Genomic DNA, 26,095 nt, shown 5'->3' with positions numbered 1-26,095 from the left:
TTGGGGAAGAAGTGAAAGGAGCAGACGTGATGAACACGCTGCTCCTTTTGATGTTTATGGCAGGGATGAACTGATGAGGTGGTTGGGATCTGCTTGATGAGATTTGCGCCTATTTGAAGCAATGGTCAGCAAATTGTTTGATGTGAGCTGTCAGTTCCTCCTGGGCTTCGAACATTCCCATGTGCCCGCAGTTGGCAAGCGTGTGGGATTGAATAGGGTCACCTTGAACGACATGCGTCTTCTCTGGCGGGATCACCTGATCGTCTGCGCCGGCTACAAGCAGGACAGGCACAGAGGATGCAGAGAGGACCGTCTGTCTGTCAGGGCGGGCACGCATCGCATGCAGCATGCCGGTAGCCCCTTCGGCACTCGTCTCATACCCGATTCCCTTGACATGAGCCACCTGATCAGAGAGGGTCTTCACATGCTCAGGGGCGAACAGCTTCGGAACGAGCTGATCGACAAAGCTGCGGATGCCATCGCGACGTATGTTTTCGACACCATTCAAGCGATTCTGCTTCGCTTCATCGGTGTCAGGCAGAGGCGTAGAATGGATCAAGCCCATACCCGCCAATCCTTCCTGGTGAGCCTCCGCGAAGGCCAGCGTAGCATAGCCACCGAGGGAGTGCCCGAGTACGATAAAGCGGTGTATATCCAACTGGTCCAGGATGTGGTACACGTCATGCGCAATCGCCTCCAGTGTGTAGGGAGAAGCGGGAGCGGGTGATTGTCCGTGTCCATGCAAATCCGGTACAATACAACGATAGGAGGAAGATAGGCGATTTACGACAGGCTCCCAATAGTCCGCGCTGCCACAAAATCCATGCAGCAGCACAATGGCTGGCCCTTCCCCCACATCGGCGATGGACAAGGTATGATGACCGGTATTGATTTGCTTTCTATTCAACATAAGGCACTTCCTTTCTCATTTTAGGGGACAATGTCTTTACGTGTTATGATAGTATTCGAAGTGCACAAATGCAAAAAGACGGTCAGCACTTTCTGACCGGGGTATAGATTCATCAAGGTTGAGATAGAAGGGTACCATGCCCTCCATCGGGCATGAAGACGATTGAAGGGAGAACAAATCTATGATAGGCTTCGATGTTCCCGCTCTGCTGCTGCTTCTGCTGGCTGCACTGGGGGTCATTAGCAAAAATATGACGATTACGATTGCCATGCTCGTCCTGGTGCTGCTTCGGGTGCTCCAGTTGCATAAATGGTTTCCTTATATAGAGAAACACGGAATCACAGTGGGAATTGTCATCCTGACGATCGGGGTGATGACGCCAATTGCCAGTGGACGCATTACGCTGCACGAGATCGCACGCAGCTTTACGAATTGGCAGTCTCTTCTGGCGGTAGTGGTCGGCATTCTGGTGGCCTACCTCGGCTCCCGTGGCGTGGCGCTGATGACAGCTAATCCGATGATCGTGACAGGCATTCTCGTAGGGACGATTCTCGGTGTGGCCCTGTTCAAAGGGGTGCCCGTAGGGCCACTTATCGCAGCGGGCATTCTGGCGATGCTGCTGGGGAAGGGATAACAAAGATACTTGAAAGTAAATCAAGTATAGGCAGCAAACAAAAGAGGCACCTTGCTTATGCAAAGTGCCTCTTCCACATTGTAAGTATTATGGTTATATAAAAAGACGAAGGATGGTCGGGACGACACGATTTGAACATGCGACCCCCTGGTCCCAAACCAGGTGCTCTACCAAGCTGAGCTACGTCCCGACAGCAATACTTATTATATTACAGCCAGAGCCAAATGAAAAGACCTGTCATAAAAAATTCACGAATTAAACTTCCAGCTCTAAAATTTGTTCGATGCGACCATCCCAGATTTGATGCTTGCAGGTCACCTCTTCCTTGCTTACGTCCGGGGAACTGTTGGAATGAATGTAGCAGGCGTCCATCCCGATGCCTTGTGCCCCGGCAATGTCGGTGGTGGCATCATTCCCGATCATGATCGCCTCATGGACCTCAATCTGATTGCGCTGAAGCAGGGTCTCGAAGAAAGCACGATCCGGCTTGCAACTGCCTTCCACCGATGAAATGGCGATGTCGTGAAACAGGTCTGCGATGCCGAGCAGTTTCAGTTCCGGTTCAATGAAGTGCCGTTGTCCGTTGGAAAGCAAATAGATGGATTTCCCTCTTTTCTTGAGGGTTTCCAGCATGTCCATCACCCCTTCATACAATTGCAGGCGATGCATGGTCATCGAACGAAACAGCTTGGTACAGGATTCCGCCAGGTCGGCATCAATCGATTCTCCATGCTCATTGGTGAGCTGCTGGAAGCAATGCTCCATTTCATATTCGGGATGGGTGAAAAGCTCACTGCGGTCTGCGAGCTGCAACTGCTTGTGCTGCTCAATTTTCAATCTTAGCTGGACCGGTGTGTAGAAGAATCCGTAATAGGACAAGTAGATCGACAATTCCTCCCACACCTTCAAGTCTTCTTCATACGTTTCAATATCAAATAACGTGCCGTACAGATCAAAAATATAGTGCTGATACATATATCAGGTCCCCCTCTGTGTCATCTTCTCTATTATAAAGGAAATTGAAAGGGATTCGGGACTGGATTTGCTAGTAATTATGGGGAATAAAGCAGAAGGGCTTCACACAGTTGAAACCGATCCTGCTGCTGGTGCGTATCTCATAGAGACAAAACAAGCAGGATTTCCCTTCATGCTGGCGAATTGTACAGAACATGCAAGTGGAAGATTTCAATTGTAGGAGGTCAAATCATGTCTTTTTTTAAAAAAGTGATGGCAAGTGTAGGGATTGGAAATATGGAGGTGGATACCAGACTGGAGCGGGATCGTCTGGTGCCTGGTGAAGAAGTAAATGGCGTTATTCATATTCGCGGGGGCAAAGTCGATCAACAGGTGGAACGAATGAATATTGCGGTTAAGACCGAATATCTTCGTGAAAGGGATGACCACAAGTTCAAGCATTCTGCGGAGATCGTCAAATACCAGGTGGCTGACCACCTGTTGGTGAAGGCTGGCTCTAATCATGAGATTCCCTTTTCCATCCCCCTTCCGATTGAAACTCCTTCCTCTTTGGGCAGAACTCCAATCTGGATTCAGACTGATCTGGATATTGATATGGCGGTAGATCCGCAGGATCGTGATTATATTGAAGTGCTGCCGCATCCATATGTGGCTACCATTCTGGATGCCTTGAATCATTTAGGCTTCCACTTGAAGAAGACACAGAACGAATATACCGGCAAGTACGGCCGCTCCTTGCCGTTTATCCAGGAGTATGAGTTTGTACCAACGGGACACTTCCGCGGGCATTTGGATGAACTGGAGTTCATATTCATGCCGCAGCCAAACGGGCTGGAGTTTATTGTGGAAGTAGACCGGGCAGCCAGAGGTCTTTCCGGATTGTTTGCAGAAGCGCTGGATATGGATGAAACCAAGCATCGGATGTTCGTGTCTGCGGAGGATCTTGAAGTCGGCCCTCAAGGTGTCGCTGACAAGCTCAATCAATTCCTGCAGTCTATGATTTAATGTCTGAGGATCATATTATGTAATGAAGAGTCCCTTTTATAAGGGGCTCTTTTATGTTGGAGTGGACTGTATATCAGATAAAAAAGAAAGTAACTGTGAATCATTCTTGAAACTCTGAAAATGTATAGCAATTACCAGAAGCAATATTCATGCTACCATAATGTTCAATTGTAATTTTTATGCAAGTATGTCGATCTTTAAATGAAAAAATCATGTACCAGTGTTTTTGCGACCTGTCCCAGCGAATATATTCCAAATTAGCGTCTGTTGGCATTTCTTTTTTTCCAAGTTCAATCGCTTCCTCCTTGGATATAGAGGGAAAGTAAAAATAAAAATGATGGGCAGCAAAGCCGATGGCCGTGACGAGAATGATCTTGAGAAGATACATTTTGATGTTAGAGACCCACCAAAGCACAACAATGTTCAAGACCATAATGGCGAGCATGAACAGGGAATAGATCAGTGCAGTGATGCCAAGTAAAATGTCGGGTTCATATTCAATATTAGGATCTCGAAACAAGGGAGCTGGAGGAGTAGTAAGCAAATAAGCAGATAGAACGATCGGCAAGAAATAGAGCATGACGAAAAAGAAATTGAAAGAGAAATTTAAAAGCTGTGTATGCGTTCATTAGGAACAAGAGGAGATTGATAGCATGAAGTCCAGTCAGAGATAGATGCCTATTATTTCACTTTTTATTCCTCTATTCTACTATTACTTTTTTCTTGTTAAAACATTTTGGCATATTCTGCGTATAAGAAGTATTGGAATGGTCAACTCAATTGGTAACTTTTTCATGATCAATCATGAAGAAATGCAATTAACTTTTACCAATTGAATTCCGATACATAGAGTACATCTAATTTTGAACAAGTATGGGGGAGGCATCATCATTGTGAAATGGAAAAAAACTTCAATGTTGTTACTGGCGGCGTTGTTGATATTAACGGCAATACCTATTCAGCCTGGAGTTCAGGCAAATGCCACTTATTTTAATTTTTCAAATAGCGGTATTAACAATTCCACTACTGCAAATCCACACATTCACAGTTCGTCCACCATTGACTTGCAGGGAACTTTTACAAGCGTTCGAAGTGACAGCATGAAGGTAACAGTGGAACAAATCTATGAGAAGGGCTCGGGTACATATGAGGTGGTGGCTGGGCAAACCTATACGCGCGACCTGCAAGCAGCCTCTGGCAGCCAGTTTCAAGTGAAAGGAATTACGCTTTTTGAGGGTCTCAATAGGATCACCTTGTCAGGATCACAAGGAAGTTCTACCGTGAGTGATGACTTTTATATCTTGTATGACAGTTCTCCTTATCTAACTGATTTAAAGATTCGTACGGCAGTGGATGATGCCGCGGCCCTAAACGCAGGTGTAGGCACAGTTGTTCGATCACCTGATGCTTATTTGGAAGGTAAAGCTCCCAATGCTACAGAAGTTATCATCAACGGAACCTATTCGGTTCAACCAATAAATGATGGGACCTTTTTCTCTCCTGTTATTACATTAAAACCAGGAAAAAATACGATTAAACTGAAAATAGTAGGGTCGAATTCTGAGTTTGAGATTGTCAGAACCGTTTATTATTATGATGGACTCAATTTGATGTATGAGGGATCGATGTATTTTGACTACGATGGTGATGGAGATGTAGATGAGCATTCTAATGAATCACAGTTAGTTATTGGACACAATGTAACATTTGCTGTACCTTTTGGAGATATCAACCATAAGGTTAAAGGTAAATTTAGCGGAAGAATGATGGTTCCTGCTAAAAGCACGAATGATTTTAATGCCTCAGATCATATTACCTTATCTACAGTAGATGGTGATTCAAGTCATATTGATAGCATTACAATAGACACACTAAATCCAATCCCTATACGATCGGGTGCTTCAAACAGTATTGAATATTATTCATACAAAGTTGATATTGAAGTGGACATCCCAGCAACAAGTAGTATCAATCGCACCCATTCCGTTCGCATTGAAACACAATATAGGGGAACAAGTGGAATAGATACATTCACATTTACATTTGCGGATAATACACAAAACATTATTGAGAATGTGCTTTATATTCCTCAATATGATACGCAACCTACTGAAAAAATTGCTCTGGATAGTGCGGAAATCAATGCTTCCAGTATTTATATTGAAGTAGATTTGAATCAGGATTATCCAGCAGGTCATGACTTCACGAATCCAGCCAATGCTTTTGATTTAGAAGTTTACTTGTCTCCTTTTGATCCTAACAATACGCTTGTAGTAGAAGGAATTAGCGTAGATGCAGTCAATCGAGACAAAGCAATTTATAAAATATCCAATATTCCTACGGGCAGTCACACACTCGTTATGAATATGGTTGCTACGCCAGATGTATATGATTATTTAGCAGATGTCATTTATGTAGCAGGCGCCAGGGCTATATTTACAAATCTTTTTGACGGAATGATTATGAAATATGCTGATCTTCCAAGTAATTTAAAGCTGATTGTAAGAAGTGTGGATTCAAGCTTCGACAAAAGCACGGATGCAAAATTATGGATAAATTCAAAACCGATTGCCAATGCTTTCACAAATTACTCGAATGCGGGAGAAGAATTCTCTATTGTAGTGCCGAATGGAACGTTTGAATATGGCGAAAATGTCATTCGACTGGAGCTTGTATCCAATGGTGTAACAAGTGTAAAAGAAATTCGAATTTTGGTCACGGACGACAACCTGCCAGCCGTTAACCAGTTCAAACCTGTTCTTCCTCCTTCTTCGGGAGCTCGTCCTGTGCTATCTAGTGCCTCAGATCGAGATCGCATGTACAAGGATATGACAGGCATGACTTTCCTGAATGATGTGTATTATATGACAGCGAAAAAGTATGATCTTGTCATTGAGGCCGCTCGATTTGAAAAAGTATTGCTTCAATACAGCGGAGAGACACTCATTGATTTTGATATTGATGATTATCCGACGTGTACAGACTGGGAGAATTGTTTCCCGACCCAGACAGAGACTGTATCTCAGGCTGGCCTGAGCAACAAGACCATTGATGTGGATTACGACACCACTGGAAAGATTTTAAGATTTAGAATTCGAGATATTGTGTTTGAAACCGCAGGATCACAAGTTTTTTACATGAAGATTACGAATCAAACAGGTTCACAGGCAAGTCAGCGCCTGGAGGTTGTACGGGAGTTGGTACCTTTCAGCGTACTGTCACCGGTACCTACCACTAATAACAAGATTATTGTAAGTAAAAACTTTGTGAAGGTGAAGATTCAGGCAGAAGGAGCCGATCAAGTTTTAATCGGAAAAGAAACAGCCAAGAAGCTGGATTCATCCGTATGTGATGATTGTTTCGAGCTGGAATACTTGGATTTAAAGCCGAATAAGGACAACGCAATTGATTTTACCGTCATCCGTGGAGAAAATGAAATTGAAGGCGAAATCAGTGTGTATTATGCATTGACCAATGTTTCGGGCGCTCAATTCAAAGAAGAAATGAAGTCCAAACATAAAGTGTTTGACAGCAACTTGCAACTGAGCTTTCCAAAAGGAGCACTACTGAAGGAAAAGAGTCCGAGTGGTTCATACACACGTCTGTATGAAGATCAGAGAATCTTGTTTGGTCTGGCTAATCCACAGAACGGCGTTGTAGAGACGGTTACGGACGAGGGCGTAAGTAAAACACCATGGTACTTCGTATCCGAGCGTTTCAAAGCCTTTAATGAGCATTTTACCTTTATTAGTCCGGTTTATTGGATCAGTGGAGGACTTGGGGAGAAAGGTACGCCAGGGGCATCCGGATATGAAGCGAAGATGGATGGGGTAAACCCGCATCAGACCGACCTTCAGATGACGTATACGTATACAGATCCTACCCGTCATCTCGTACCGACCAAGCGGGGAGAATTGACCATTAAGTATGACGATATTGTTCGAGATAGTGCAGGAACGACAGTTGGCGTGTTCTACTTTGATAGTTCAGGCAACTGGGTAAACATGGGTGGTATTATCGATACCAAGAAACATGAGATCACTGTACCATTCGATGAATTCGGATACTATGTCGTAGCCAGACTTCGTTACGCGTATAGTGATATTGATAACCATCCATGGGCCAGTCGGGTACTGGAAGCCATGTACTCCAAGGGCTTTATGAATGCGGCACGATTTGATGAGTTTGGTCCCGATGACAATATCACCCGCGGAGAGTTTGCACAGCTGCTCGTACGAGCCCTGCAGCTGGAGCTGAATTATGATGATCGCTCCACGTTCCTGGACGTACAGCCAGGTAGCCGATTCGGCAACCTGTGGGAGTACAAGTACATTGAGACAGCTGCCAGAGCCGGGATTGTTCAGGGCATCCAGAGCCGCGTATTTGGGGCCAACCAGCCGCTGACGCGTGAACAGGCTTCACTGATGATCTCCAAGGCGCTCGAGCTCAAGCTGGAAACGAATGATGACAAGTTGCTATCCGGACTGAAGAAGGAGTTTGCGGATGCGTCCACGGTTTCCTTCTACGCCAGACCCGCTGTCATGGCGGTATTCGATGAAGAGATTATGACCGGTCGTTTGAACCGCAGCACCAATGCAAACGGCGTCACTTCCGAGACTTACAGCTTTGCGCCGCTCGCTAATCTGACTCGTGCGGAAGCCGCTTCGGTAGCGGTCAGAATTATGCAGGATCAACTGAAATATTTCCCTAAAAACTTAAACTAGATCATACATGTGATCTTTCCCTGACCAGCTTGCTCGGTCAGGCAGAATAAAATCCCACCCAGTCGGCATATGCTGTGCTCGGTGGGATTTTTCTTTGGCTTGTTGTTTGGCATCGTTCATGGCATACTTTTACATATTGAATACTTGAGTTGTATCGCAAAAGAAATGAATGTATACCGGGTAGAGAGAAGAGGTGCACCATGTCCTTTGTTGCTCGTCTGAAATGGTTTTTCAAGCAGCAGTGGCTGCGCTATACGATTGCGATCACCCTGATCGCCTCCGTCAGTATGCTGACCGTGATCCCACCCAAGCTGATCGGCGATACGGTGGATCTGATCCGCTCCGACAGCCTGACCCAGTCTGAGCTGCGAGAGAAGGTTCTGATTCTGATCGGACTGGCCTTGCTGCTGTATATCATGGTCTTTACGTGGATTACGACCTTGTTTGGCAACTCGGCACTGTTGGAGAAACTGGTTCGCGGACGCTTGCTGGCTCATATGAGCCGGATGACACCGGGATTCTATCAGCGCAACAGCACGGGTCAATTGATGGCCTTGGCCAGCAATGATGTACTGGCTGTGGGGCAGACGGCAGGTTATGGGGTCATGACATTGGTGAATACCGTCGTGGGCGCGTCTGTCGTCATGATCTCCATGATTTCCTTGATCAGTTGGAAGCTGATGGTGGCTGCCCTGATCCCGATGCCTTTGCTTGTACTGGTCATCACGGTGCTGGGCAGACAGATCAGAGATCGGTTCACCAAGGCGCAGGACTCATTCGGACGTATGAATGACCAGGCGCTGGAATCGATCTCCGGCATACGTGTGATCCGTTCCTATGTCCAGGAGGACGAGGATGTGAACGCGTTCGACCGGGTGACCGATGATGTGATTCATCAGAATCAGCGGGTGGCGCTCATCCATTCCCTGTTCCAGCCGATTATATCCCTCATTGTAGGGCTAAGCTTCACGATCGGGATCGGTTACGGTGCTTATCTGGTTATGGAAGAGGTCATTAGTCTGGGCGAACTGATCTCCTTTAATCTGTATCTCGGCATGCTGATATGGCCGATGATCTCGTTCGGAGAATTTATTAACGTCCTGCAACGGGGGACGGCCTCTGCGGCACGGATTGATGAGGCGTTCATGCAAGAGGCCGATGTGCAGGATGATGCGCATCCAGTAGATGTAAAGGAGCCAACTTCAATTGAAATGAAGCACTTGTCCTTCCGCTATCCAGGTGCGCAGAGGGATAGTCTGACCGACGTTTCTTTCAGACTGGAGAAAGGTCAGACGCTCGGCATAGTAGGCAAGACGGGGAGCGGGAAGACGACCCTGCTCAAGCAGTTTCTGCGGCAATATCGGCTGGATGAGGATTCCCTCTTCATTTCGGAGGTAGCAGCTGAACGGATTGAGATGGAGATCGTGAAGAGCTGGATGTCCTATGTTCCGCAGGAGCATCTGTTATTGTCCAAGACCATTCGCGAAAATATTTGTCTCGGCAAGCCCCATGCCACCGACGAACAGGTCAATCGGGTCATTGAAATGGCCTCGCTGGCAAAAGATATCTCCCAAATGCCCAAGGGACTGAATACGCTCGTAGGCGAACACGGCGTGATGCTCTCTGGAGGTCAGAAGCAGCGGGTATCTATTGCCAGAGCCCTGCTCATGCATGCAGACATTCTGATTCTGGACGATTGCTTGTCAGCCGTAGACGCCAAAACGGAGAGCCACATACTAGAGCATATTCGAAGAGAGCGAGTAGGGAAAACGACCCTGATCGCCGCACACCGGTTGTCATCTGTCAGCCATGCAGACTGGATTCTGGTTCTGGATCAAGGTCGTGTGATCGAAGAAGGGACCCACGAAGAGCTGCTTTTCCACAATGGCTGGTACAAGCAGCAGTGGGACATTCAACAAATGGAGGCCAGCCTGCAGGAGTAGGAGATGACAGGCAGGAGGAGGATAGAACATGGAGGAATCACATTCAATTGTCCGAAGACTGCTGCGATACGCATGGACGTTCAAGTTTCGAATCGCTGCGGCCTTGCTTATCCTTTGCTGTGCAGTTGCGGCTGAGCTCGGAGGGCCGTTTATTGCCAAAACGATTATTGACAACCACTTGACGGCCGAGACCATTTCCTATGGTCCCATACTGAAGCTCTTGCTCCTCTATGTGGGACTGCTGGTCGCCGCCAGTCTGCTTCACTTTATTCAGTCCTATACGCTGCAATCGACTGCGCTGCGTATTATTAAAAATATGCGGATGGACGTGATGAAGCATATTCAGCGCATTCCGATCCGCTATTTTGACAATACCCCGATCGGTCAGGTCGTCTCTCGCATTGCCAATGATACTGAAGCCATCCGGGATTTGTTTATCAGCTTCATGGCGACCTTTGTCGTCAGTACCGTTCAACTGATCGGTATCTTCGTGGCTCTCTTTATACTGGATACGAAGCTTGCAGCAATTTGCCTGCTGCTGCTTCCTGTATTTGCGGGCATCATGTATATTCATCTCCGTTTCTCGAAGACGTATATTTCGATTATGCGGGCGAGATTGAGTGACATGAATGCCATGATACGCGAATCTATTGCGGTCATGCCGATCATCCAGGCCTTTCAGAGAGAGCAGCGAACCCTCGATGAGTTTGAAACATTGAACCAGGATCGCTACGCCAACCAGAAGAAACAGTTTCGCGTATATGGTTTATCCTCACGCAATGCGGTAGGTACATTGGGTGCTTTGTTCACTGCGATGGTGCTATGGTATTTTGGGAGTCAATCGCTGCAAGGGGTCATTGAAATCGGTGTACTCTATGCCTTTATCGATTATCTGGGGCGTATTTTCCATCCGATTATCGGGATTTTCGATCAACTGACCAATGCCCAGCGGGCTTATGTGTCAGCCGGCAGAGTGTTTCACATTCTGGATGTCCCGGGAACCGAAGTAACGGATGCGCAAGAAGTGAAGGCTGTGCCTCGTCCAGAAGGAAAGGTGAAATTTGATCATGTCTCCTTCGCCTACAATGAAGGGGAAGAAGTGCTGAAGGACATTTCCTTTGAAGCGAACAAAGGCGAAACGATTGCTCTTGTCGGTCATACCGGTTCAGGCAAGAGCTCTATCATGAACCTGCTGCTCGGCTTTTATGAGCCGACCCGGGGCACCATCAGCATCGATGGCATGGATACGACCGAGATGTCCAAACAAGCCATCCGCAAACATATGGGTATCGTGCTGCAGGACCCGTTCCTGTTTACCGGAGATATGATGTTTAATGTTCGTCTGCATCAGTCATCCATTGGCGATGAACGGGTGAAGTCGGCGATTCGGGAGGTGGGGGCAGAGCCGTTTGTCCTGAATCTGCCTAAGCAATATGAAGAGCCGGTGGTAGAGCGAGGGAGCACATTCTCCGCCGGGCAGAGACAGCTGATTTCCTTCGCCAGAGCTCTAGCTTTTGATCCTGCCATTCTCATTCTGGACGAAGCGACGGCCAGCATAGACAGCGAAACAGAGGGATTGATCCAGAATGCACTCAAGGTTGTAAGCGAAGGCAGAACCACATTCGTTATTGCTCACCGCTTGTCTACCATTCGTGAGGCCGACCAGATTCTGGTGCTACACCGTGGGGAGATTGTGGAACGGGGAGACCATGCCACCCTCATGCAGCAAAAAGGCCGATATTATCGAATGTATCACCTGCAAACCGGGGAAGGGCAAAGTATTTCATAACACCCGCCTGTCTGTCTCTGTTCCCTTCTTTCCCTCCTTTCTCCGTTATGTAGAACTTATGACGAGGCAGCCGCGGTGGTGTCCGGCTCCCGTCTTTTCCCCTGCCAAAGGCAGAACATATGGGGCGAGGGGTATTGCTGCAGCGCTATCCGCCACAGCATGCCCAGCAAAATGTAGGTAAACGGGGACACCGTCACGACGCTGATGTTCATCTGTGCTTGCAGCTGGTATGCCAAAATAACGAGGACGAGGATCAAGGCTAGCGGGTAGGAAGGGGACGCTGCGCTTTCCTTCCGCGTGCGCAAGATCAGGAAAATGGGAACAAAGATGAGCAGCATATGGATGAGCCAGGCTGGAATGCCCAGTGTCACGATCATGTGCAGCCACTCATGATGGGCCTTGTCCACGACAATGCTGGCATTGCCCAGATAACGTTCCTTCGCAACCGGATCATCAGGGAAGACGAGATGAAAGGTGTCCGGACCTGAGCCAAGCCACGCATAGTTTGGGATGAGCGGCCATGTTTCCTGCCAGATATAGCCCCTGGAACTGCCCGCAAATCCGGCATTTTCGCTGAGCAGTTCCCCGGCCTCCCCGGCGATCGATAGCGCACGACCCAGAACGGGATAAGGGTCCCAGATTTGCACAGCCAGCAAGGCAATGAGAAGCAGGACACTGAGCGCAGTCCACCTGCGGATGTGTGATCTTCTCTTCCAAACGGAGAAACTGAGGGCAAGGAAGCCGATGCATGCCGCGATCCAGGCACTGCGCGTATAGGTGTACAGCATCGAAACAAACTGCATGATGATAAGGACGTATAACAAGGTCATAACACTTCTTTTTCGAGCCTTCAGCAGCAGATACAGGGCAATCAGGAACACGATCATCAGGTAGGTACCAAGGAAATTGGGGTTGGAGAAAAAGGCGGAGCTTCGACTCTGATACACGGCGTTGGCATTGCGCAGCGGAATGAGGTGCCAGTGCTCGAGCAAGGCATACACGCATACAGGAACAGAGCCCCATGTGATGGCATGCAAGATGACGTTCATATGGCGAACCGCAATGAAATAATAGGAAAAGACAAGCAAGCAGAGGTAGCTGGCCCACGTATACAGCCCTTCATAGCGACCCGACTTTCCAGCAAGGGAGAGGGTGGGGTCCACAGAAAACAGGCTGGACAGCAGTACGAATAGCACAAAACCGCCGCTCAATACCCAAATCACGCGCGAGTGATCTACAGGCTGGAGCGGCTTGCGCATCAGGATGCGGATGGAGCTGACCACACATAAAAGGGCGGCAAACTCCCATAAATATTGAGACTTGATCTCATCGTATCCGGTAATGTGATAGGTAAAGTAGAAGAGGGGATCATCATACCGGTAGATCATCAGAGGGTACAGCAGCACAAACAAAACGATCCATCGGTACAAGATGCGCTCTCCTCCTTTCTATGGGCTTGTGCGGTTGACAGATTGGGCGAGCAGTGCCGAATCGGAACTGGCCTTGAACTGCTTGTCAGCCAGCTCACGATACAGGGCATGGCTGTCGTACAGCTCCTGATGCGTGCCTGCACCGGTCATTCTGCCGTATTCAAGCACAATGATTTGATCGGCATCCACGACAGTAGACAGACGGTGGGCAATGACAAGGGTGGTGCGATCCTTCATCAGGGTTTGCAGGGCCTTCTGCACTTCCTGCTCGGAGGTGCTGTCCAGGCTGGAGGTGGCTTCGTCCAGCAATAGCACCTGCGGATCACGCAGTATGGCTCTGGCAATTGCAATGCGCTGGCGCTGGCCTCCCGATAGCTTCATGCCCCGTTCTCCGACTTCGGTATCGTAGCCTTGCGGCAGTTTTTGAATAAAGTCATGGGCATAAGCCATGGTGGCAGCCCGTTCAATCGCCTCTCGCTCCATTTCTTCCTGTAGTCCGTAGGCGATGTTCTCGGCGATCGTCCCGGCCATCAGCGGACTTTCCTGAGAGACATACCCGATCAGTCCCCGCCACTGTGCAAGTGGAAGGTCATGAATGGAATGTGGTCCATAGCGGATGACGCCCTCATCGGGTGTATAGAAGCGTTCGAGCAGGGCAAACAGTGTCGTTTTCCCGCTGCCGCTCGGTCCGACAATGGCCGTTACCCGATTGGGCGGAAAGGTCAACTGGAGAGATTGCAAGGTAGCTTCGGCCTTGGGCTTCTCCCCCGTCTCCACAGACGGATGATCCTGCCCTGAATCGTACGAGAAGGACACCTGTTCAAACAAGATCGGCTGATCGGCTCGATGGCTCAATGGGCTGCGTGCCTCCTTCGGCTCTTCATCAAGCTCCATCATTTCCATCAATCGCTCAGACGCACCCATCACCTTCTGCAGATGGGTGAAGAAGGTGGCGAACTGGCTGAACGGAATAATAATCTGAAACATATACAGGATGAAGGCGACCAGGTCTCCTGCGCTGAGGGCGCCTGAAGCTACCCGATAACCGCCATATCCGATAATAATGACGAGCACAGCCATGAGCATGACCGTCATAAATGGGGCCAAAATCGCTTGTACAATCGCTTCTTTGCGCCCGAATCGGAACAGGGATTCAATGCGGGCAGTTCCCGCCTCGGTTTCCTTCGGTTCCGCGCTGCTTGCTTTCACGAGACGAATTTCCGATACCACTTCATTAAGGTCGGAGGTGAAGGAAGCCAGCTCTTTTTGCGTTTTTTTGGATATGCGATACATTTGTCTGCCCAGAGGCTGTATAATCAATAACGTCAGAGGGGTAACCGTCACAATAATGAGCGTCATTCGCCAGTCCAGCATGAAGAGAATCAGCACCGCCCCCACAATGGAAATGATATTGGTGAAGAAGGATACCAGATGCTGTGTAATGAGATTCATTAAAATGTTGGTATCGTTCGTAATGCGGCTGACCGGCTCTCCGGAACGGTTTTGATCAAAATAGGAAATGGGGAGCGCCAACACTTTCGTCCACATCTTGATTCGAAGGCTTGCGACAATGCGTTGCCCGACATAGGCAAGTGCATAGTGGGAGAATCCGACGGACACAGCTTGCAGCATGAAGGCCCCAATCAGGAAATAAATAACTTCCCGGCTTACAGCCTGTCCCGTCAGTTGATCGACGAAATCCTTCGTAAACCAGGGGACAACTAAACCAGCCAAGGTTTGCACGACACTGAGAAGGACGGCGAAAATAAAAATCCATTTCGGGAAATCGGTATAGCGAATCAGGGTGACGATCTGCTTCCAAGAGGAAGAACGGGATGTTTTCATTTGGATTGAGCCTCCGGTATGTAAATGGCATTTTGTATATTATACCAAATGACAGGAAGGGGTGGAGGAATGCAATGTGGAAATATATTGTCTTTGTATTTTTAGGTGCCTGCAGCTATGGCATTTTATCCACTTTTGTAAAGCTGGCTTATGATGATGGCTTTACCGTTCAGCAGGTCGTCGGCAGTCAAATGCTCTATGGTGCGCTTATGATGGGGGTGATGTCCCTTTTGTTCAGCCGGGTTTCTTTCCACTGGAAGGAATGGGCAAGGCTCGGATTGCTCGGCACCACCATTGCGCTGACCAGTCTGTTTTACTATGGCAGTTTGCTGTATATTCCAGCTTCGCTCGCCATCCTGCTGCTTTTTCAGTTTACCTGGATCGGCGTCCTGCTCGATTCCATCCTGTCAAAACGCAGACCAGACAAGACTACGTTCCTTTCGCTCGTCATCTTGTGGATGGGAACGTTGCTCGGCGCAGGGGTACTGGAAGGAAACGCCGACTTTACGTGGGAAGGCATCGTTCTCGGGTTGCTGGGTGCCATCTCTTACAGCCTATTTATTCTGTATTCCGGAAGAGTACAGACTTCCATGTCCGCCGTGGCCAACTCTGCGGTGACGGTTTGGGGCGCTCTCTTGCTCATTCTGATCGTGAATGGTCCAGGTTTCATGCTGGATGGCTCGCTGGCAAGCAGTCTGTCCCTGTGGGGCGCTCTGCTCGGCTTGTTCGGCATGGTCGTCCCGACATTGTTTTTTGCAATTGGTGTCAAGCATACCGGAGGTACGCTGGCTTCCATCCTGGGCGCAGCCGAATTGCCAACCGCGGTGTTCATGTCTGCGCTTGTGCTGAAAGAAGCCGTCAGTCTCTGGCAGTGGCTCGGGGTAGGATTCATTCTGGGCGCGATGGTATGGCCGCAGTGGGCAGCATGGAAAAACGCAAGGCTCCAATCCTGACGAGGGATCGGAGCCTTTTGTTTTCCTATGGATTATTGATACTGGTGCTCGTTTTCCTTGTATCCTTGTCTCTTCTGCATCGACTGCTTGCGACGGTCCATATGATCCTGTCTCAACTGCTGGGCCTGATGACTGTTTACAGGTGTGTGGTCCAGATCATCCACAACATTCTGCAAATTTTTATCAGGCTGTACCGGTTCTGTCATCGCGTCATCCCTCCTTTGTTCAACCTCAGACATAGGATGTGTCAAAGAAAAGGCTTTATGCTTCGAGAACGGTTTATAAAGGGGTTTGTTGTTTGTTCAGGGTTTTCTTGGCGCGCAGCTTGCGGAAAAAGTCGGTAAGAAGCGCTGCGCATTCTTCCTGCAACACCCCTGTGTGAAGTTCTGTCTGATGATTGAATCGGTCATCCTGAAGCAGATTCATCAATGTACCCGCGCAGCCGGCCTTGGGATCTGGCGTTCCGTATACGACGCGTGGAATACGGGCCTGCACGATCGCTCCGGCACACATCGGACATGGCTCAAGGGTGACATACAGGGTACAATCCAGCAATCGCCATGCGTCAAGCTGCCTGCTTGCTTGCTCGATGGCTAGTAATTCTGCATGAGCCGTCGGTCGTCGGTTGGATTCGCGCAGGTTATAACCTCTTCCCACAATTTCCCCATTCTTGACGATAACAGCCCCAATCGGTACCTCGCCGAGTGCCTCTGCTTTTTTGGCTTCCTCGATAGCGGCCTTCATCCACTGGATATCCACATTTCGGCCCTCCATTTCGGTTGTTATCCATCGAACGTGTATTCGTTGTTAACATGGTGTGGATAAATCTGTGGATAACACGCCTTTTATCCACATTATCCACAGATGTTAAGGGGATAACTTTCTTTTGGATGGCATTCATTGTATAGAAAGTTGGCTGAAACTGCAATGCCGGAAAGTAGGATAAGGATGAGCTGTCAGGCCTATTTTCAAGGTGCGATGCATATAGGATAGGGAGTAGACACAGTGTGGGAAGGAGAGGTGAAGAGTCTATGGGATCGAGGGTGTCGATTCTCGGTGCATCCCGAGCGACAGCGGACCAGATGAATGCCTACGTGAAGAAAAGGAACAGCCTTGCGCCTACATTGGCGGAGGACTATCTTCGCATAGGAGCGTGGTATGGGGTGAGGGGAGATGTCGCCTTTGCGCAATCCATCAAGGAAACCGGAAGCTGGCGATTCGGGGGATCGGTTCTGCCGCAGCAGCACAATTATGCCGGTCTCGGGGCCGTAAGCAGCAGTGCACGAGGTGCATCTTTTGCATCCCCGCAGGAAGGGATTGAGGCACAGATTCAGCATTTGTACGGGTATGCGACTACTGCTCCGCTTCCAGAGGGCAGAAAGTTGGTTGATCCCCGGTTTATACTGCTGGAGAAATCCAATCTTCGCGGTACGGCGCTGTACTGGAATGAACTTGGTGGCAAATGGGCGGTTCCCGGCGTGGGATACGGGGAAGATATTATCCGTATTTGGCAAGATATGCTGGATGGTGATCTGCCGGGTGATCCGTTGACGTGGAAGGAATCGGCGATGAACTGGCTGGATGAGCAAGGCCTCATTACACAGGCCCATGATCCCGATACTGCGGTGACGTGGGCGGAATTTGGTGTGGTGCTGAGACGGCTCAAGGAACAGCTTCGCGAGCCGAAGTCGCGGTCATGATGGGAGGTCATAGCAGTCAATGAGGCTTTGGCATCTCTAATAATGAACTGGGATCGTGACAATGCTTTTACGAAGATGGACGGGGATTGCGAAAATGTTCTAACGAAGATTAAAGGGACTGTGAGAATGCTCTAAAGAAGATTATGGGGGACTGTGAGAATGCCATACGAAGTCTGATGAGGACTGTGAGAATTCTCTCAAAAAGAGGCAGACAGGTAGAAAAAAATGGTTGCCAGATGTCGAATTGTCTCCTATAATGAAGAAGTGATACTATTTTACTAGAAAAGGCACAGGATACACATCGTTGTGCCTATGGTATCCGAATAAGGGCAAACCTATTGAAAAATAGGGACGCAAAGCCACGGGTCTAAGGTTGCATCAACTACTGACGGCCGGGTTACCACATAAGCTGAGAAGCACAGCATGCAGCTTGTCTCGCATCCCCGTATACAGACAGGCTCAGTTACATGGTAACAAGGCTAATTTCGAAACAAGTATGGTTTCGAGGTTAGCTTTTTCTTTACCTCTTGGGGCCGCTCACCAGCCGGATACAGCCTTTACATAAACCAAACTTGAATCACTGCTGCTTACCCGACTCTCCCAGACGTGCTGCATGACGCTCATTGATGTCTTCGCTGCCTGACAACTCTATCGATGAAGAGGTGCTGCTAATGGATACGTTTGCATTTTTGAAAAACAAGGAGCATGCCATGAGTACAGAGTATGAACATGGAACAGCCGGAATTTTGCTTGATTCCAGAACGGTAGTGGAAACCAGGGACTATTTGACTACCGGCATCCTGACCTATGCAGAAGGAGATATTATTGAGATTGAGCTCAGTGATTACCGCAAGTTCAAGCTAGGCGATGTCGTTAAATTGTCCATCTATTCACTTGGCGGCATACATACGGTGCATAGCAGTGTGGTTGCCATCGACAATGGTGTCGTCATCGTGCTCAATCCACCTGAAAATCAGAAGAAATTTCTGAACAAACGGGAGCATCCCCGTGTGGACATCGAGGAGAAGGGGCACATCACGAAAGTGTTCCACCCTCAAAAAGACCTCAACATTGCAAGTCCGATCCAGATCCATATTCAGAACATCAGCATTGGCGGTGTCGGATTCCTGGCGACCGGACAACCGTCCCTTACATTGTATGAAACCAGAGTGGAACTTCAACTGCATATCGGACATGCAACAGCCTGCGATGTGGAAGTAGTGAGACATGAAGAAACCGAAGGGGGCATTTATTACGGAGCGAAAATGGTTCATTTTCCGCAAGCACGCATCAATGCACTGCGCGCGTATATATTGACCAAGCAAATTCAATATCGGGCCGTTTCAAGAAAACAGGAGTTCCGCTCCCGGCTTGCGAATTGAGGACAGGCAGACGGATTCATCCATTGCGGACAGGGCATACCTAGGATATCTGCGATTTAGGCACAGATTGTGCGATCGCGCATGTTCTAGGTTTTTTCGTTGTACAACGCGTATGACTGCTATATAATAAGTAAGGTTATACTCACAAGCCCAGCAAGCGTACAATGCACTGGCATGAATGAACCACCTGAAACAACAGGAAGCAGTAAAATGACGTAAAACACTGGCATCACTGGAACGGATCTTAAGAGATCCTCATAGATAGAAGAGGGAATGAAGAAGGAGTGGACATATAAATGGCTTTGAAAGCAGGAATCGTAGGCTTACCCAATGTAGGAAAATCCACCTTGTTTAATGCGATCACACAGGCAGGTGCAGAATCGGCCAACTATCCGTTTTGTACGATTGATCCGAATGTAGGGGTCGTAGAAGTACCGGATGATCGTCTGGAGAAGCTGGCAGAGATCGTAAATCCGAACCGGATCGTTCCGACTGCATTTGAATTCGTAGACATTGCCGGACTGGTGAAAGGCGCGAGCAAGGGAGAGGGATTGGGCAACAAATTCCTGGCGCATATTCGGGAAGTGGATGCCATTGTACATGTGGTCAGATGCTTTGAAGACGAGAACATTACCCATGTATCCGGCGGGGTAGACCCGATTTCAGATATCGAGACGATTAATCTGGAGCTGATTCTCGCAGATGTGGAATCGGTGGAAAAACGGATAGATCGATCCCGCAAGAACATGAAGGGCGGCAACAAGCAATATGCTCAGGAAGTGGAATGCCTGGAGAAGATCAAGGAAGTGCTGTACAATGACAAGCCTGCCCGGAGCATGGAGCTAACCGAAGAGGAGCATCTGATTATTCGCGATCTCCATTTGCTGACGATGAAGCCGGTACTGTATGCCGCCAATGTGAGCGAGGATGAAGTAGGCTCTGCGGAGGACAATCCGCATGTTCAGAAAGTGCGCGAATTTGCGGCAGGCGAGCAAGCCGAAGTGGTCGCGGTCAGTGCCAAGGTAGAATCGGAAATTGCCGAACTCGAAGGGGAAGATCGGGAAATGTTCCTGGAAGAGCTGGGTCTTGAAGAGTCCGGTCTGGACCGCTTGATTCGTGCTGCCTATACACTGCTCGGCTTGCAGACCTATTTCACGGCAGGCGTGCAGGAAGTACGGGCATGGACGATTCGTCAGGGAACGAAAGCCCCGCAGGCGGCAGCGGTGATCCATACCGATTTCGAACGCGGATTTATTCGTGCCGAAGTCGTCAGTTATGACGCTTTGACAGCGAGTGGTTCCATGTCCGCAGCCAGAGACAAGGGACAACTGAGACTGGAAGGAAAAGAGTATGTCGTGCAAGATGGCGACGTTATGCACTTCCGCTTCAATGTGTAGCACGTTCTCAGCCAGCAGACGTTCTCAGTGCCCATCACATAGGGATTCTCATCGCATAGAGATGTAAAGTGCGTGTAGGCGATTTCATCGCTTGAGATTCTAAGTTCACAGGCGTTTTCAACGCTTGAAACAAGAGAAAAATGGGCGATACAGCCAGCATTGAAAGCGTGAAAGTGAAAGTGAAATCGATGAAGCTTGAAGGAGTGAACACACGTGCTGGACAAATTACAATCCGTGGCAGACCGCTACGAGAAAATCAGCGAGCTGCTCTGTGATCCGGATATTACGAACGATACCAAACGTCTGAGAGAGCTGTCCAAGGAGCAGTCGGACATGCAGCAGACGTATGAGTCATATGAGGAGTATAAGCAAGTGGTGGAACAGCTGGATTCTGCCAAGGAAATGTTGGGCGAGAAGCTGGACGATGAGATGAAGGAACTCGTCAAGATGGAGCTGGAGGAACTGAGTGAGCGCAAGGATGAGCTGGAAGAGCGAATCCAGGTTCTGTTGCTTCCCAAAGATCCGAATGATGACAAGAACGTCATCGTCGAAGTGCGCGGTGCGGCAGGCGGTGATGAGGCGGCACTTTTTGCCGGGGATCTGTACCGGATGTATACCCGCTATGCCGATATGCAGGGATGGAAGATCGAGGTTATGGAGTCGAGCGAGAATGATGTGGGCGGTTTCAAGGAGATCATTTTTATGGTCAAGGGGAAAGGCGCTTACAGCAAGTTGAAATTTGAAAGTGGCGCGCATCGGGTGCAGCGTGTACCGGAAACGGAATCCGGCGGACGCATCCATACGTCGACGGCAACGGTAGCCGTATTGCCTGAAGCGGAGGAAGTGGAGATCGAGATCAATGAGAAGGATATCCGTGTCGATACCTTCTGTTCATCCGGCCCGGGTGGACAATCCGTCAACACCACCAAGTCAGCGGTTCGTCTGACGCACATTCCGACAGGCATCGTGGTTTCCTGTCAGGATGGCAAATCGCAAAACTCCAACAAAGAAATGGCTCTGCGGGTATTGCGTGCCCGTATCTCGGATGAAATTCGTCAGGAAGAAGAGGCGAAGTATGCCAGTGAGCGCAAGAGCAAGGTGGGAACCGGAGACCGCAGTGAGCGGATTCGCACCTATAATTTCCCGCAAAGCCGGGTAACGGATCATCGTATCGGCTTAACGCTGCACAAGCTGGAGCAGGTTTTGGCGGGAGAGCTGGAAGAAGTGATTTCAGCGCTGACCGTAACTGCTCAAGCCGAGCTGATGGAGCAAGAAGCATGAAACAGAATCTGACCATTCGGGAAGCCCACTTGGAGGCTTCTTCTTTTTTAATGGAGTCCATGAGTACACAGGATGCCAGTCATGTGTCGAGGCTGCTGCTGGAGCATGTCCTGGGCTGGGACCGAAGCCAGCTGCTGCTTCATTGGCAGGAGCGCTTTCCCGCAGACAAATGGGCATGCTGGCAGGAGGCGTTGTCGCGAAAAGCAGCCGGAGAACCCGTGCAATATATTATGGGCGAGCAGGAATTCTATGGCCGCGTTTTTCAGGTGAACCCTTCCGTTCTGATTCCCCGTCCGGAAACCGAGCTGTTGGTGGAAGCGGTTCTGCTTCGAGGCAGACAGCTGCAAGCCCGGCTGCAACGAGAGGCCTTGCGTGTGGTGGACATTGGCACCGGGAGCGGGATTATTCCTGTCACACTGAAGCTGGAGCAGCCCTCCTGGCAGATCGGTGCGGTTGATCTGTCACCGGCTGCATTGAAAGTGGCCCAGGACAATGCTGACCGGTACGCGATTCGAGACGACATTCGCTGGATGGAAGGTGATCTGCTGACTCCCCTGATCGATGAGCAAGCGGAAGTCGATATGGTGGTATCCAATCCGCCCTATATCCCATCCTTAGATATTCCGGATCTTCAGCTTGAGGTCAGAGGACATGAACCAATGCTGGCACTGGATGGGGGAGATGACGGCCTGACCTGTTATCGAAAGTTGCTCATGCAAGTGCAACAGCTGCGTCATGCCCCTCTGATGCTGGCCTTCGAAGTGGGTTATGGACAGGCCGGGCAGGTAGGGGAATGGATGACAGCGATCGGTTATGAGGAAATAGAGACGATACGTGATCTGGCTGGCGTTGATCGGCATGTAATCGGGTTACGCACGGTGTAAAGTCATGGCCGATGAACATAATGCAGGCCGAAGATGGGCAGGTTACTAGCAGGAGGTGAAGGATATGCATACAGGCTGGAAACAGCTGAGCATGATCCTGCTAGGATGTCTGCTGCTGATCCCTCACACGGCCTCCCATGCTGCGGAGACGGTGAAACAGGAGTGGCGGGAGCAAGCTCAGCCAGCAGAGCAGGTCGTGGAGGTCTTCGACATCAAGCAAGGGAAGGTCGTAGAGCGTATCCCGTATACGGCCGCCATCGGTGAGGAAGCGGGACGTTTGCTGCAATCGGTGTCCGGACTGGTGACGCGCATTCAGATCGATCCGAAAAAGGGCACGGCTCTTCGCATCCCGATAACGCCGCCTTTGAAGCTCGACAAGCCCTTTTACAAAGGAATGGCGGTAGAAATGTTTGTATTTCTGGAACGCTCTGAACGCCCTTATGTACTGGTCTTTAACGAAGAGCAGAAACCGATTCTCATGTTCTTCGACCGTGATCCACAGGCCTTGATGCAACTGCTTCATTTGCAAGATTGATAGATTACTAGGTTTAATCTCCTCTCATACGGACATACTGGTAACTGTCCAGATCATCCCGATGATCAGGCAAGCCGGATGGCGATAGAGAGGAGTTTTTCTTATGTTGAAAAGAGGATGTACGGTACCGTTTCTGGTCTTATTTATTTGTTTCTTTCTTCTTGTAAGCTGGGAGTATGATCGTGCCAATATGGCCTTGGCTGAGAGCCTCATTCCGGATGAGTCGATTCGACTTCGCATCCTGGCCCATTCTGATTCTGTTCAGGATCAATGGTTGAAGGCCAAGGTGAGAGATGAGATTGTCGCGGCGATGGAGGAGTGGGTTCAAGCACCGGATGGCATTCACGAGGCAAGACAGGCTGTTCAGCAGCAACTGCCGACATTGCAAAAACAGGTAGAAGCGCTTTTGACGCGCTATGGGATAGAGCAAGAAGTTCAGATGGAGCTGGGCAAGGTGCCTTTTCCAACCAAAATGTACGGAGGACAGGTGTATCCCGCTGGCGACTATGAGGCGCTGCGCGTTACACTGGGTGCCGGTCAAGGCAAGAACTGGTGGTGCGTGCTGTTTCCTCCCTTGTGCTTCGTAGACGGGGAAACGGGAGAAGCCGTAGCTCAAGCAGACAGCGCGGCGGAACAAGCCGTTCCATCATCAGGTGGAGACGGACAGGATGAGGGAGAGACAGAGGTAAAGTTCTTTCTGCTGGAGTTGCTGATGATGCTGCTTGATTGGTTGAAGGGTTTGTTCGGAGCGAGTGTCACTTCGTAACGAGTGTTACCCCGTAACGGGCCTGTCTTTGATCCGTGCTCTGCTGTTCGTGTATGATAGGGATAGAAATGAAGAGATAGGGAGAACGGATGCGAGCAGTGTGACAGGTAGATTCCCATGCTGACGCGGATCAAGCTTCGCAGGAATTGAGGAACGCAGAGATGACGACTTATGATGTGGTTGATGAGAGAGACGAGAACGAGATGAAGGAAGCAGCGCGCTTGCTGCGGGAAGGCGGGATCGTGGCCTTTCCTACGGAGACGGTATATGGACTGGGTGCCAATGCTCGGATGGACAAAGCGGTGGAACGGATTTTTGCAGCCAAGGGGCGACCTGCGGATAATCCGCTCATCGTTCACGTTGCTCATATGAAGCAGCTGGAGGGATGGGCAGATACTTCTCACCCGTATGTGAAGCAGCTGGCAGATGCATGCTGGCCGGGACCACTGACGATTGTACTTCCGGTCAGACAGGGTTATTTATCTGCACGGGTGACCGCCGGATTATCCACGGTAGGCGTGCGAATCCCTCAGCATCCGGTGGCGATAAGGCTGCTGGAGCTTGCGGATTGTCCCGTTGCTGCCCCAAGTGCCAATCGATCAGGGAAGCCGAGTCCGACCAGAGCCGCACATGTGCTGGACGATTTGTCCGGGCTGGTGGATGCAGTCGTAGACGGAGGCAGCTGTGAGGTCGGAGTAGAGTCCACCGTTGTAGAACTGAAGGACAATCAGGTCATGGTCCTTCGACCTGGCGGGGTGAGTATCGAGCAGTTGCAGCACGTGTTGCCCCATGCCGAGATCATCAGCGAGCAGGAGGAGCGCAGCAAGATCAGAGAGCCGGAAACCCCGAGGTCGCCAGGGATGAAGTACGCCCATTATGCGCCAAACGGAGCTTTGACCGTGGTCACCGCTGATCGTGACTGGTCTTCTTCATCCATACCGGAATCAGAGAACTGGAGCCGTATTCAACAGGTGATTCAGCAAGAAATCCGGAGGGAAAAAGAGCAGGGCAGAACGACGGGCATTCTGGCTTTTGACGAGCATATAGACGATTATCAGGCTGACTTTGTACAGGGCATGGGTAGTCTGTCCACACCTGAACAGGCCGCCACACGGTTGTATGATGCACTTCGAGCGATGGATGGCGCACAGATTGAAGTTATCTATGCGGAAGGCTGCCCGAGAACAGGGATCGGACTGGCGCTGATGAACCGATTGCAAAAGGCCGCAGCCGATCGAATCATAGATGTTTCTGAACGAGACCGGTAACCGGCTCCTTCCTCTCTCCCGTTGCTAGCATGTTTGCCGGCATGTCCGCATATGTTGGTTAGGAATAGTGGACATGGGGGAGATGGTAGAGATGCCGTATGTGGCAGAAGCAGGGGAGACCTTAACCCTTCTTGTTTTGGCGGCTGCACTCGGAATGGATGCATTCTCCGTAGGACTGGGCATCGGAATGCGCGGCATTCGCTTACGGGATATTATGAAGATCAGTATCATTGTGGGATTGTTTCATGTCCTGATGCCGCTCTTCGGGATGGTGGCCGGCAGATATCTCGGCCAGTTGCTTGGGGATATCGCGGTGCTGACCGGTGGAGGGCTGCTGACACTGCTTGGCCTGCATATGATTTACAGTGCACTTCGAGGAGAAGGAACCCAGTCCTTCGATCATCGTTCGTGGGTGGGCATGCTTGTTTTTTCACTGGGTGTCAGTATTGATTCCTTCTCGGTCGGGGTATCGCTCGGAATCTTCTCCACCAATATGCTGGTGACGGTTACGCTGTTCGGGCTCTTCGGCGGGGGCATGTCGGTGCTTGGTCTCTGGCTCGGGCGCAAGGTCAACAGCTGGATGGGGGATTATGGAGAAGCGTTTGGGGGCGCGATTCTGCTGGCACTTGGCATGAAGTTTATTCTGTGATTTTGCGGCTGGCATCCGTGTGGTA

General features: G+C 49.7%; 22 protein-coding genes, 1 tRNA gene and 1 riboswitch. Of the genes, 15 read left to right on the top strand and 8 right to left on the bottom strand.

Features of this window, described 5'->3' with window-relative positions; all coding sequences use genetic code 11:
- Positions 1 to 109: 109 nt before the first annotated feature.
- A complete protein-coding gene (locus ACFSUC_RS10845; RefSeq protein WP_379929605.1) occupies positions 110 to 910 on the bottom strand; it encodes an alpha/beta fold hydrolase in 801 nt (266 codons plus the stop codon).
- 181 nt (positions 911 to 1,091) lie between these two features.
- On the opposite strand from ACFSUC_RS10845, the gene ACFSUC_RS10840 reads away from it, so the two are divergent.
- The gene (locus tag ACFSUC_RS10840) at positions 1,092 to 1,544 is read left to right on the top strand and encodes a DUF441 domain-containing protein (RefSeq protein WP_379929604.1); all 453 of its coding nucleotides are present in this window, start codon (positions 1,092 to 1,094) and stop codon (positions 1,542 to 1,544) included.
- Positions 1,545 to 1,657: 113 nt separating this feature from the next.
- Here the strand turns inward: ACFSUC_RS10840 and ACFSUC_RS10835 are convergent.
- Positions 1,658 to 1,734: transfer RNA gene (locus ACFSUC_RS10835), tRNA-Pro, on the bottom strand.
- A gap of 65 nt (positions 1,735 to 1,799) precedes the next feature.
- Entirely contained in the window at positions 1,800 to 2,519 is a 720-nt protein-coding gene (locus ACFSUC_RS10830) for an HAD family hydrolase (protein WP_379929603.1), read from the bottom strand.
- Between the two features lie 231 nt (positions 2,520 to 2,750).
- Between ACFSUC_RS10830 and ACFSUC_RS10825 the strand changes: the two genes are divergently transcribed.
- Positions 2,751 to 3,524 (top strand): sporulation protein, encoded by a 774-nt coding sequence (locus ACFSUC_RS10825; RefSeq protein WP_379929601.1) that lies wholly within the window; start codon positions 2,751 to 2,753, stop codon positions 3,522 to 3,524.
- A 100-nt stretch (positions 3,525 to 3,624) separates the two neighbouring features.
- Here the strand turns inward: ACFSUC_RS10825 and ACFSUC_RS10820 are convergent, their stop codons facing one another.
- Positions 3,625 to 4,092: a hypothetical protein gene (locus tag ACFSUC_RS10820; protein WP_379929600.1), complete on the bottom strand. Its 468-nt coding sequence runs from the start codon at positions 4,090 to 4,092 to the stop codon at positions 3,625 to 3,627.
- Positions 4,093 to 4,417: 325 nt separating this feature from the next.
- Between ACFSUC_RS10820 and ACFSUC_RS10815 the strand changes: the two genes are divergently transcribed.
- From ACFSUC_RS10815 to ACFSUC_RS10805, 3 genes are all read left to right on the top strand, one after another.
- Positions 4,418 to 8,248, top strand: a complete 3,831-nt coding sequence (locus ACFSUC_RS10815) for an S-layer homology domain-containing protein (RefSeq protein WP_379929599.1) — start codon at positions 4,418 to 4,420, stop codon at positions 8,246 to 8,248.
- Between the two features lie 200 nt (positions 8,249 to 8,448).
- Positions 8,449 to 10,191 (top strand): ABC transporter ATP-binding protein, encoded by a 1,743-nt coding sequence (locus ACFSUC_RS10810; RefSeq protein ID WP_379929598.1) that lies wholly within the window; start codon positions 8,449 to 8,451, stop codon positions 10,189 to 10,191.
- Between the two features lie 28 nt (positions 10,192 to 10,219).
- Positions 10,220 to 11,980, top strand: a complete 1,761-nt coding sequence (locus tag ACFSUC_RS10805; protein ID WP_379929597.1) for an ABC transporter ATP-binding protein — start codon at positions 10,220 to 10,222, stop codon at positions 11,978 to 11,980.
- Positions 11,981 to 12,036: 56 nt separating this feature from the next.
- On the opposite strand, the gene ACFSUC_RS10800 is transcribed toward ACFSUC_RS10805, so the two are convergent.
- Both ACFSUC_RS10800 and ACFSUC_RS10795 read right to left on the bottom strand, forming a co-directional pair.
- Positions 12,037 to 13,410, bottom strand: a complete 1,374-nt coding sequence (locus ACFSUC_RS10800) for an O-antigen ligase family protein (protein WP_379929596.1) — start codon at positions 13,408 to 13,410, stop codon at positions 12,037 to 12,039.
- Between the two features lie 18 nt (positions 13,411 to 13,428).
- Positions 13,429 to 15,255 carry an ABC transporter ATP-binding protein gene (locus ACFSUC_RS10795; RefSeq protein WP_379929595.1) on the bottom strand — a complete coding sequence of 609 codons (1,827 nt, stop codon included), beginning with the start codon at positions 15,253 to 15,255 and terminating at the stop codon, positions 13,429 to 13,431.
- Positions 15,256 to 15,329: 74 nt separating this feature from the next.
- Here ACFSUC_RS10795 and ACFSUC_RS10790 point away from each other — a divergent pair, with 74 nt between their 5' ends.
- Positions 15,330 to 16,208 (top strand): EamA family transporter, encoded by an 879-nt coding sequence (locus ACFSUC_RS10790; protein ID WP_379929594.1) that lies wholly within the window; start codon positions 15,330 to 15,332, stop codon positions 16,206 to 16,208.
- 32 nt (positions 16,209 to 16,240) lie between these two features.
- Here the strand turns inward: ACFSUC_RS10790 and ACFSUC_RS10785 are convergent, their stop codons facing one another.
- Positions 16,241 to 16,414, bottom strand: a complete 174-nt coding sequence (locus tag ACFSUC_RS10785; RefSeq protein ID WP_379929593.1) for a hypothetical protein — start codon at positions 16,412 to 16,414, stop codon at positions 16,241 to 16,243.
- A 73-nt stretch (positions 16,415 to 16,487) separates the two neighbouring features.
- A complete protein-coding gene (tadA, locus tag ACFSUC_RS10780) occupies positions 16,488 to 16,982 on the bottom strand; it encodes a tRNA adenosine(34) deaminase TadA (protein ID WP_379929591.1) in 495 nt (164 codons plus the stop codon).
- A gap of 257 nt (positions 16,983 to 17,239) precedes the next feature.
- Between tadA and ACFSUC_RS10775 the strand changes: the two genes are divergently transcribed.
- The 9 genes from ACFSUC_RS10775 to ACFSUC_RS10735 all read left to right on the top strand — a co-directional run bounded on the left by ACFSUC_RS10775 (position 17,240) and on the right by ACFSUC_RS10735 (position 26,070).
- Positions 17,240 to 17,908 carry a glucosaminidase domain-containing protein gene (locus tag ACFSUC_RS10775; protein WP_379929590.1) on the top strand — a complete coding sequence of 223 codons (669 nt, stop codon included), beginning with the start codon at positions 17,240 to 17,242 and terminating at the stop codon, positions 17,906 to 17,908.
- 318 nt (positions 17,909 to 18,226) lie between these two features.
- Positions 18,227 to 18,313: riboswitch (cyclic di-GMP riboswitch) on the top strand.
- A 266-nt stretch (positions 18,314 to 18,579) separates the two neighbouring features.
- A complete protein-coding gene (locus ACFSUC_RS10770; protein WP_379929589.1) occupies positions 18,580 to 19,290 on the top strand; it encodes a PilZ domain-containing protein in 711 nt (236 codons plus the stop codon).
- A 296-nt stretch (positions 19,291 to 19,586) separates the two neighbouring features.
- On the top strand, positions 19,587 to 20,687 hold the full coding sequence (gene ychF, locus ACFSUC_RS10765) for a redox-regulated ATPase YchF (protein WP_379929588.1): 1,101 nt from the start codon (positions 19,587 to 19,589) through the stop codon (positions 20,685 to 20,687).
- Between the two features lie 213 nt (positions 20,688 to 20,900).
- On the top strand, positions 20,901 to 21,968 hold the full coding sequence (gene prfA / locus ACFSUC_RS10760) for a peptide chain release factor 1 (RefSeq protein WP_379929586.1): 1,068 nt from the start codon (positions 20,901 to 20,903) through the stop codon (positions 21,966 to 21,968).
- Positions 21,965 to 22,852, top strand: a complete 888-nt coding sequence (prmC, locus tag ACFSUC_RS10755) for a peptide chain release factor N(5)-glutamine methyltransferase (RefSeq protein WP_379929585.1) — start codon at positions 21,965 to 21,967, stop codon at positions 22,850 to 22,852. Before prfA ends, prmC begins: the two co-directional genes overlap by 4 nt.
- 64 nt (positions 22,853 to 22,916) lie before the next feature.
- A complete protein-coding gene (locus ACFSUC_RS10750) occupies positions 22,917 to 23,387 on the top strand; it encodes a hypothetical protein (RefSeq protein WP_379929584.1) in 471 nt (156 codons plus the stop codon).
- 103 nt (positions 23,388 to 23,490) lie between these two features.
- A complete protein-coding gene (gene spoIIR, locus ACFSUC_RS10745; RefSeq protein ID WP_379929583.1) occupies positions 23,491 to 24,153 on the top strand; it encodes a stage II sporulation protein R in 663 nt (220 codons plus the stop codon).
- 161 nt (positions 24,154 to 24,314) lie between these two features.
- On the top strand, positions 24,315 to 25,421 hold the full coding sequence (locus ACFSUC_RS10740; protein WP_379929582.1) for an L-threonylcarbamoyladenylate synthase: 1,107 nt from the start codon (positions 24,315 to 24,317) through the stop codon (positions 25,419 to 25,421).
- An 82-nt stretch (positions 25,422 to 25,503) separates the two neighbouring features.
- Complete coding sequence (locus ACFSUC_RS10735) at positions 25,504 to 26,070, top strand: manganese efflux pump MntP (protein WP_379929627.1); 567 nt, start codon at positions 25,504 to 25,506, stop codon at positions 26,068 to 26,070.
- The last annotated feature ends 25 nt before the right edge of the window (positions 26,071 to 26,095 follow it).

The organism is Marinicrinis sediminis, assembly GCF_042685085.1.
GTDB classification, from domain to species: Bacteria; Bacillota; Bacilli; order Paenibacillales; family KCTC-33676; genus Marinicrinis; species Marinicrinis sediminis.
This window is presented reverse-complemented; position numbering and strand designations above follow the sequence as displayed.

Coding starts and splice junctions, on each gene's coding strand:
- ACFSUC_RS10840 (WP_379929604.1), top strand. CDS start 1,092: ATGATAGGCTTCGATGTTCCCGCTCTGCTGCTGCTTCTGCTGGCTGCA.
- ACFSUC_RS10790 (WP_379929594.1), top strand. CDS start 15,330: ATGTGGAAATATATTGTCTTTGTATTTTTAGGTGCCTGCAGCTATGGC.
- ACFSUC_RS10810 (WP_379929598.1), top strand. CDS start 8,449: ATGTCCTTTGTTGCTCGTCTGAAATGGTTTTTCAAGCAGCAGTGGCTG.
- ACFSUC_RS10775 (WP_379929590.1), top strand. CDS start 17,240: ATGGGATCGAGGGTGTCGATTCTCGGTGCATCCCGAGCGACAGCGGAC.
- ACFSUC_RS10825 (WP_379929601.1), top strand. CDS start 2,751: ATGTCTTTTTTTAAAAAAGTGATGGCAAGTGTAGGGATTGGAAATATG.
- prmC (WP_379929585.1), top strand. CDS start 21,965: ATGAAACAGAATCTGACCATTCGGGAAGCCCACTTGGAGGCTTCTTCT.
- ACFSUC_RS10785 (WP_379929593.1), bottom strand. CDS start 16,414: ATGACAGAACCGGTACAGCCTGATAAAAATTTGCAGAATGTTGTGGAT.
- ACFSUC_RS10830 (WP_379929603.1), bottom strand. CDS start 2,519: ATGTATCAGCACTATATTTTTGATCTGTACGGCACGTTATTTGATATT.
- ACFSUC_RS10740 (WP_379929582.1), top strand. CDS start 24,315: ATGACGACTTATGATGTGGTTGATGAGAGAGACGAGAACGAGATGAAG.
- tadA (WP_379929591.1), bottom strand. CDS start 16,982: ATGGAGGGCCGAAATGTGGATATCCAGTGGATGAAGGCCGCTATCGAG.
- spoIIR (WP_379929583.1), top strand. CDS start 23,491: ATGTTGAAAAGAGGATGTACGGTACCGTTTCTGGTCTTATTTATTTGT.
- ACFSUC_RS10845 (WP_379929605.1), bottom strand. CDS start 910: ATGTTGAATAGAAAGCAAATCAATACCGGTCATCATACCTTGTCCATC.
- ychF (WP_379929588.1), top strand. CDS start 19,587: ATGGCTTTGAAAGCAGGAATCGTAGGCTTACCCAATGTAGGAAAATCC.
- ACFSUC_RS10750 (WP_379929584.1), top strand. CDS start 22,917: ATGCATACAGGCTGGAAACAGCTGAGCATGATCCTGCTAGGATGTCTG.
- ACFSUC_RS10770 (WP_379929589.1), top strand. CDS start 18,580: ATGGATACGTTTGCATTTTTGAAAAACAAGGAGCATGCCATGAGTACA.
- ACFSUC_RS10805 (WP_379929597.1), top strand. CDS start 10,220: ATGGAGGAATCACATTCAATTGTCCGAAGACTGCTGCGATACGCATGG.
- ACFSUC_RS10795 (WP_379929595.1), bottom strand. CDS start 15,255: ATGAAAACATCCCGTTCTTCCTCTTGGAAGCAGATCGTCACCCTGATT.
- ACFSUC_RS10735 (WP_379929627.1), top strand. CDS start 25,504: ATGGTAGAGATGCCGTATGTGGCAGAAGCAGGGGAGACCTTAACCCTT.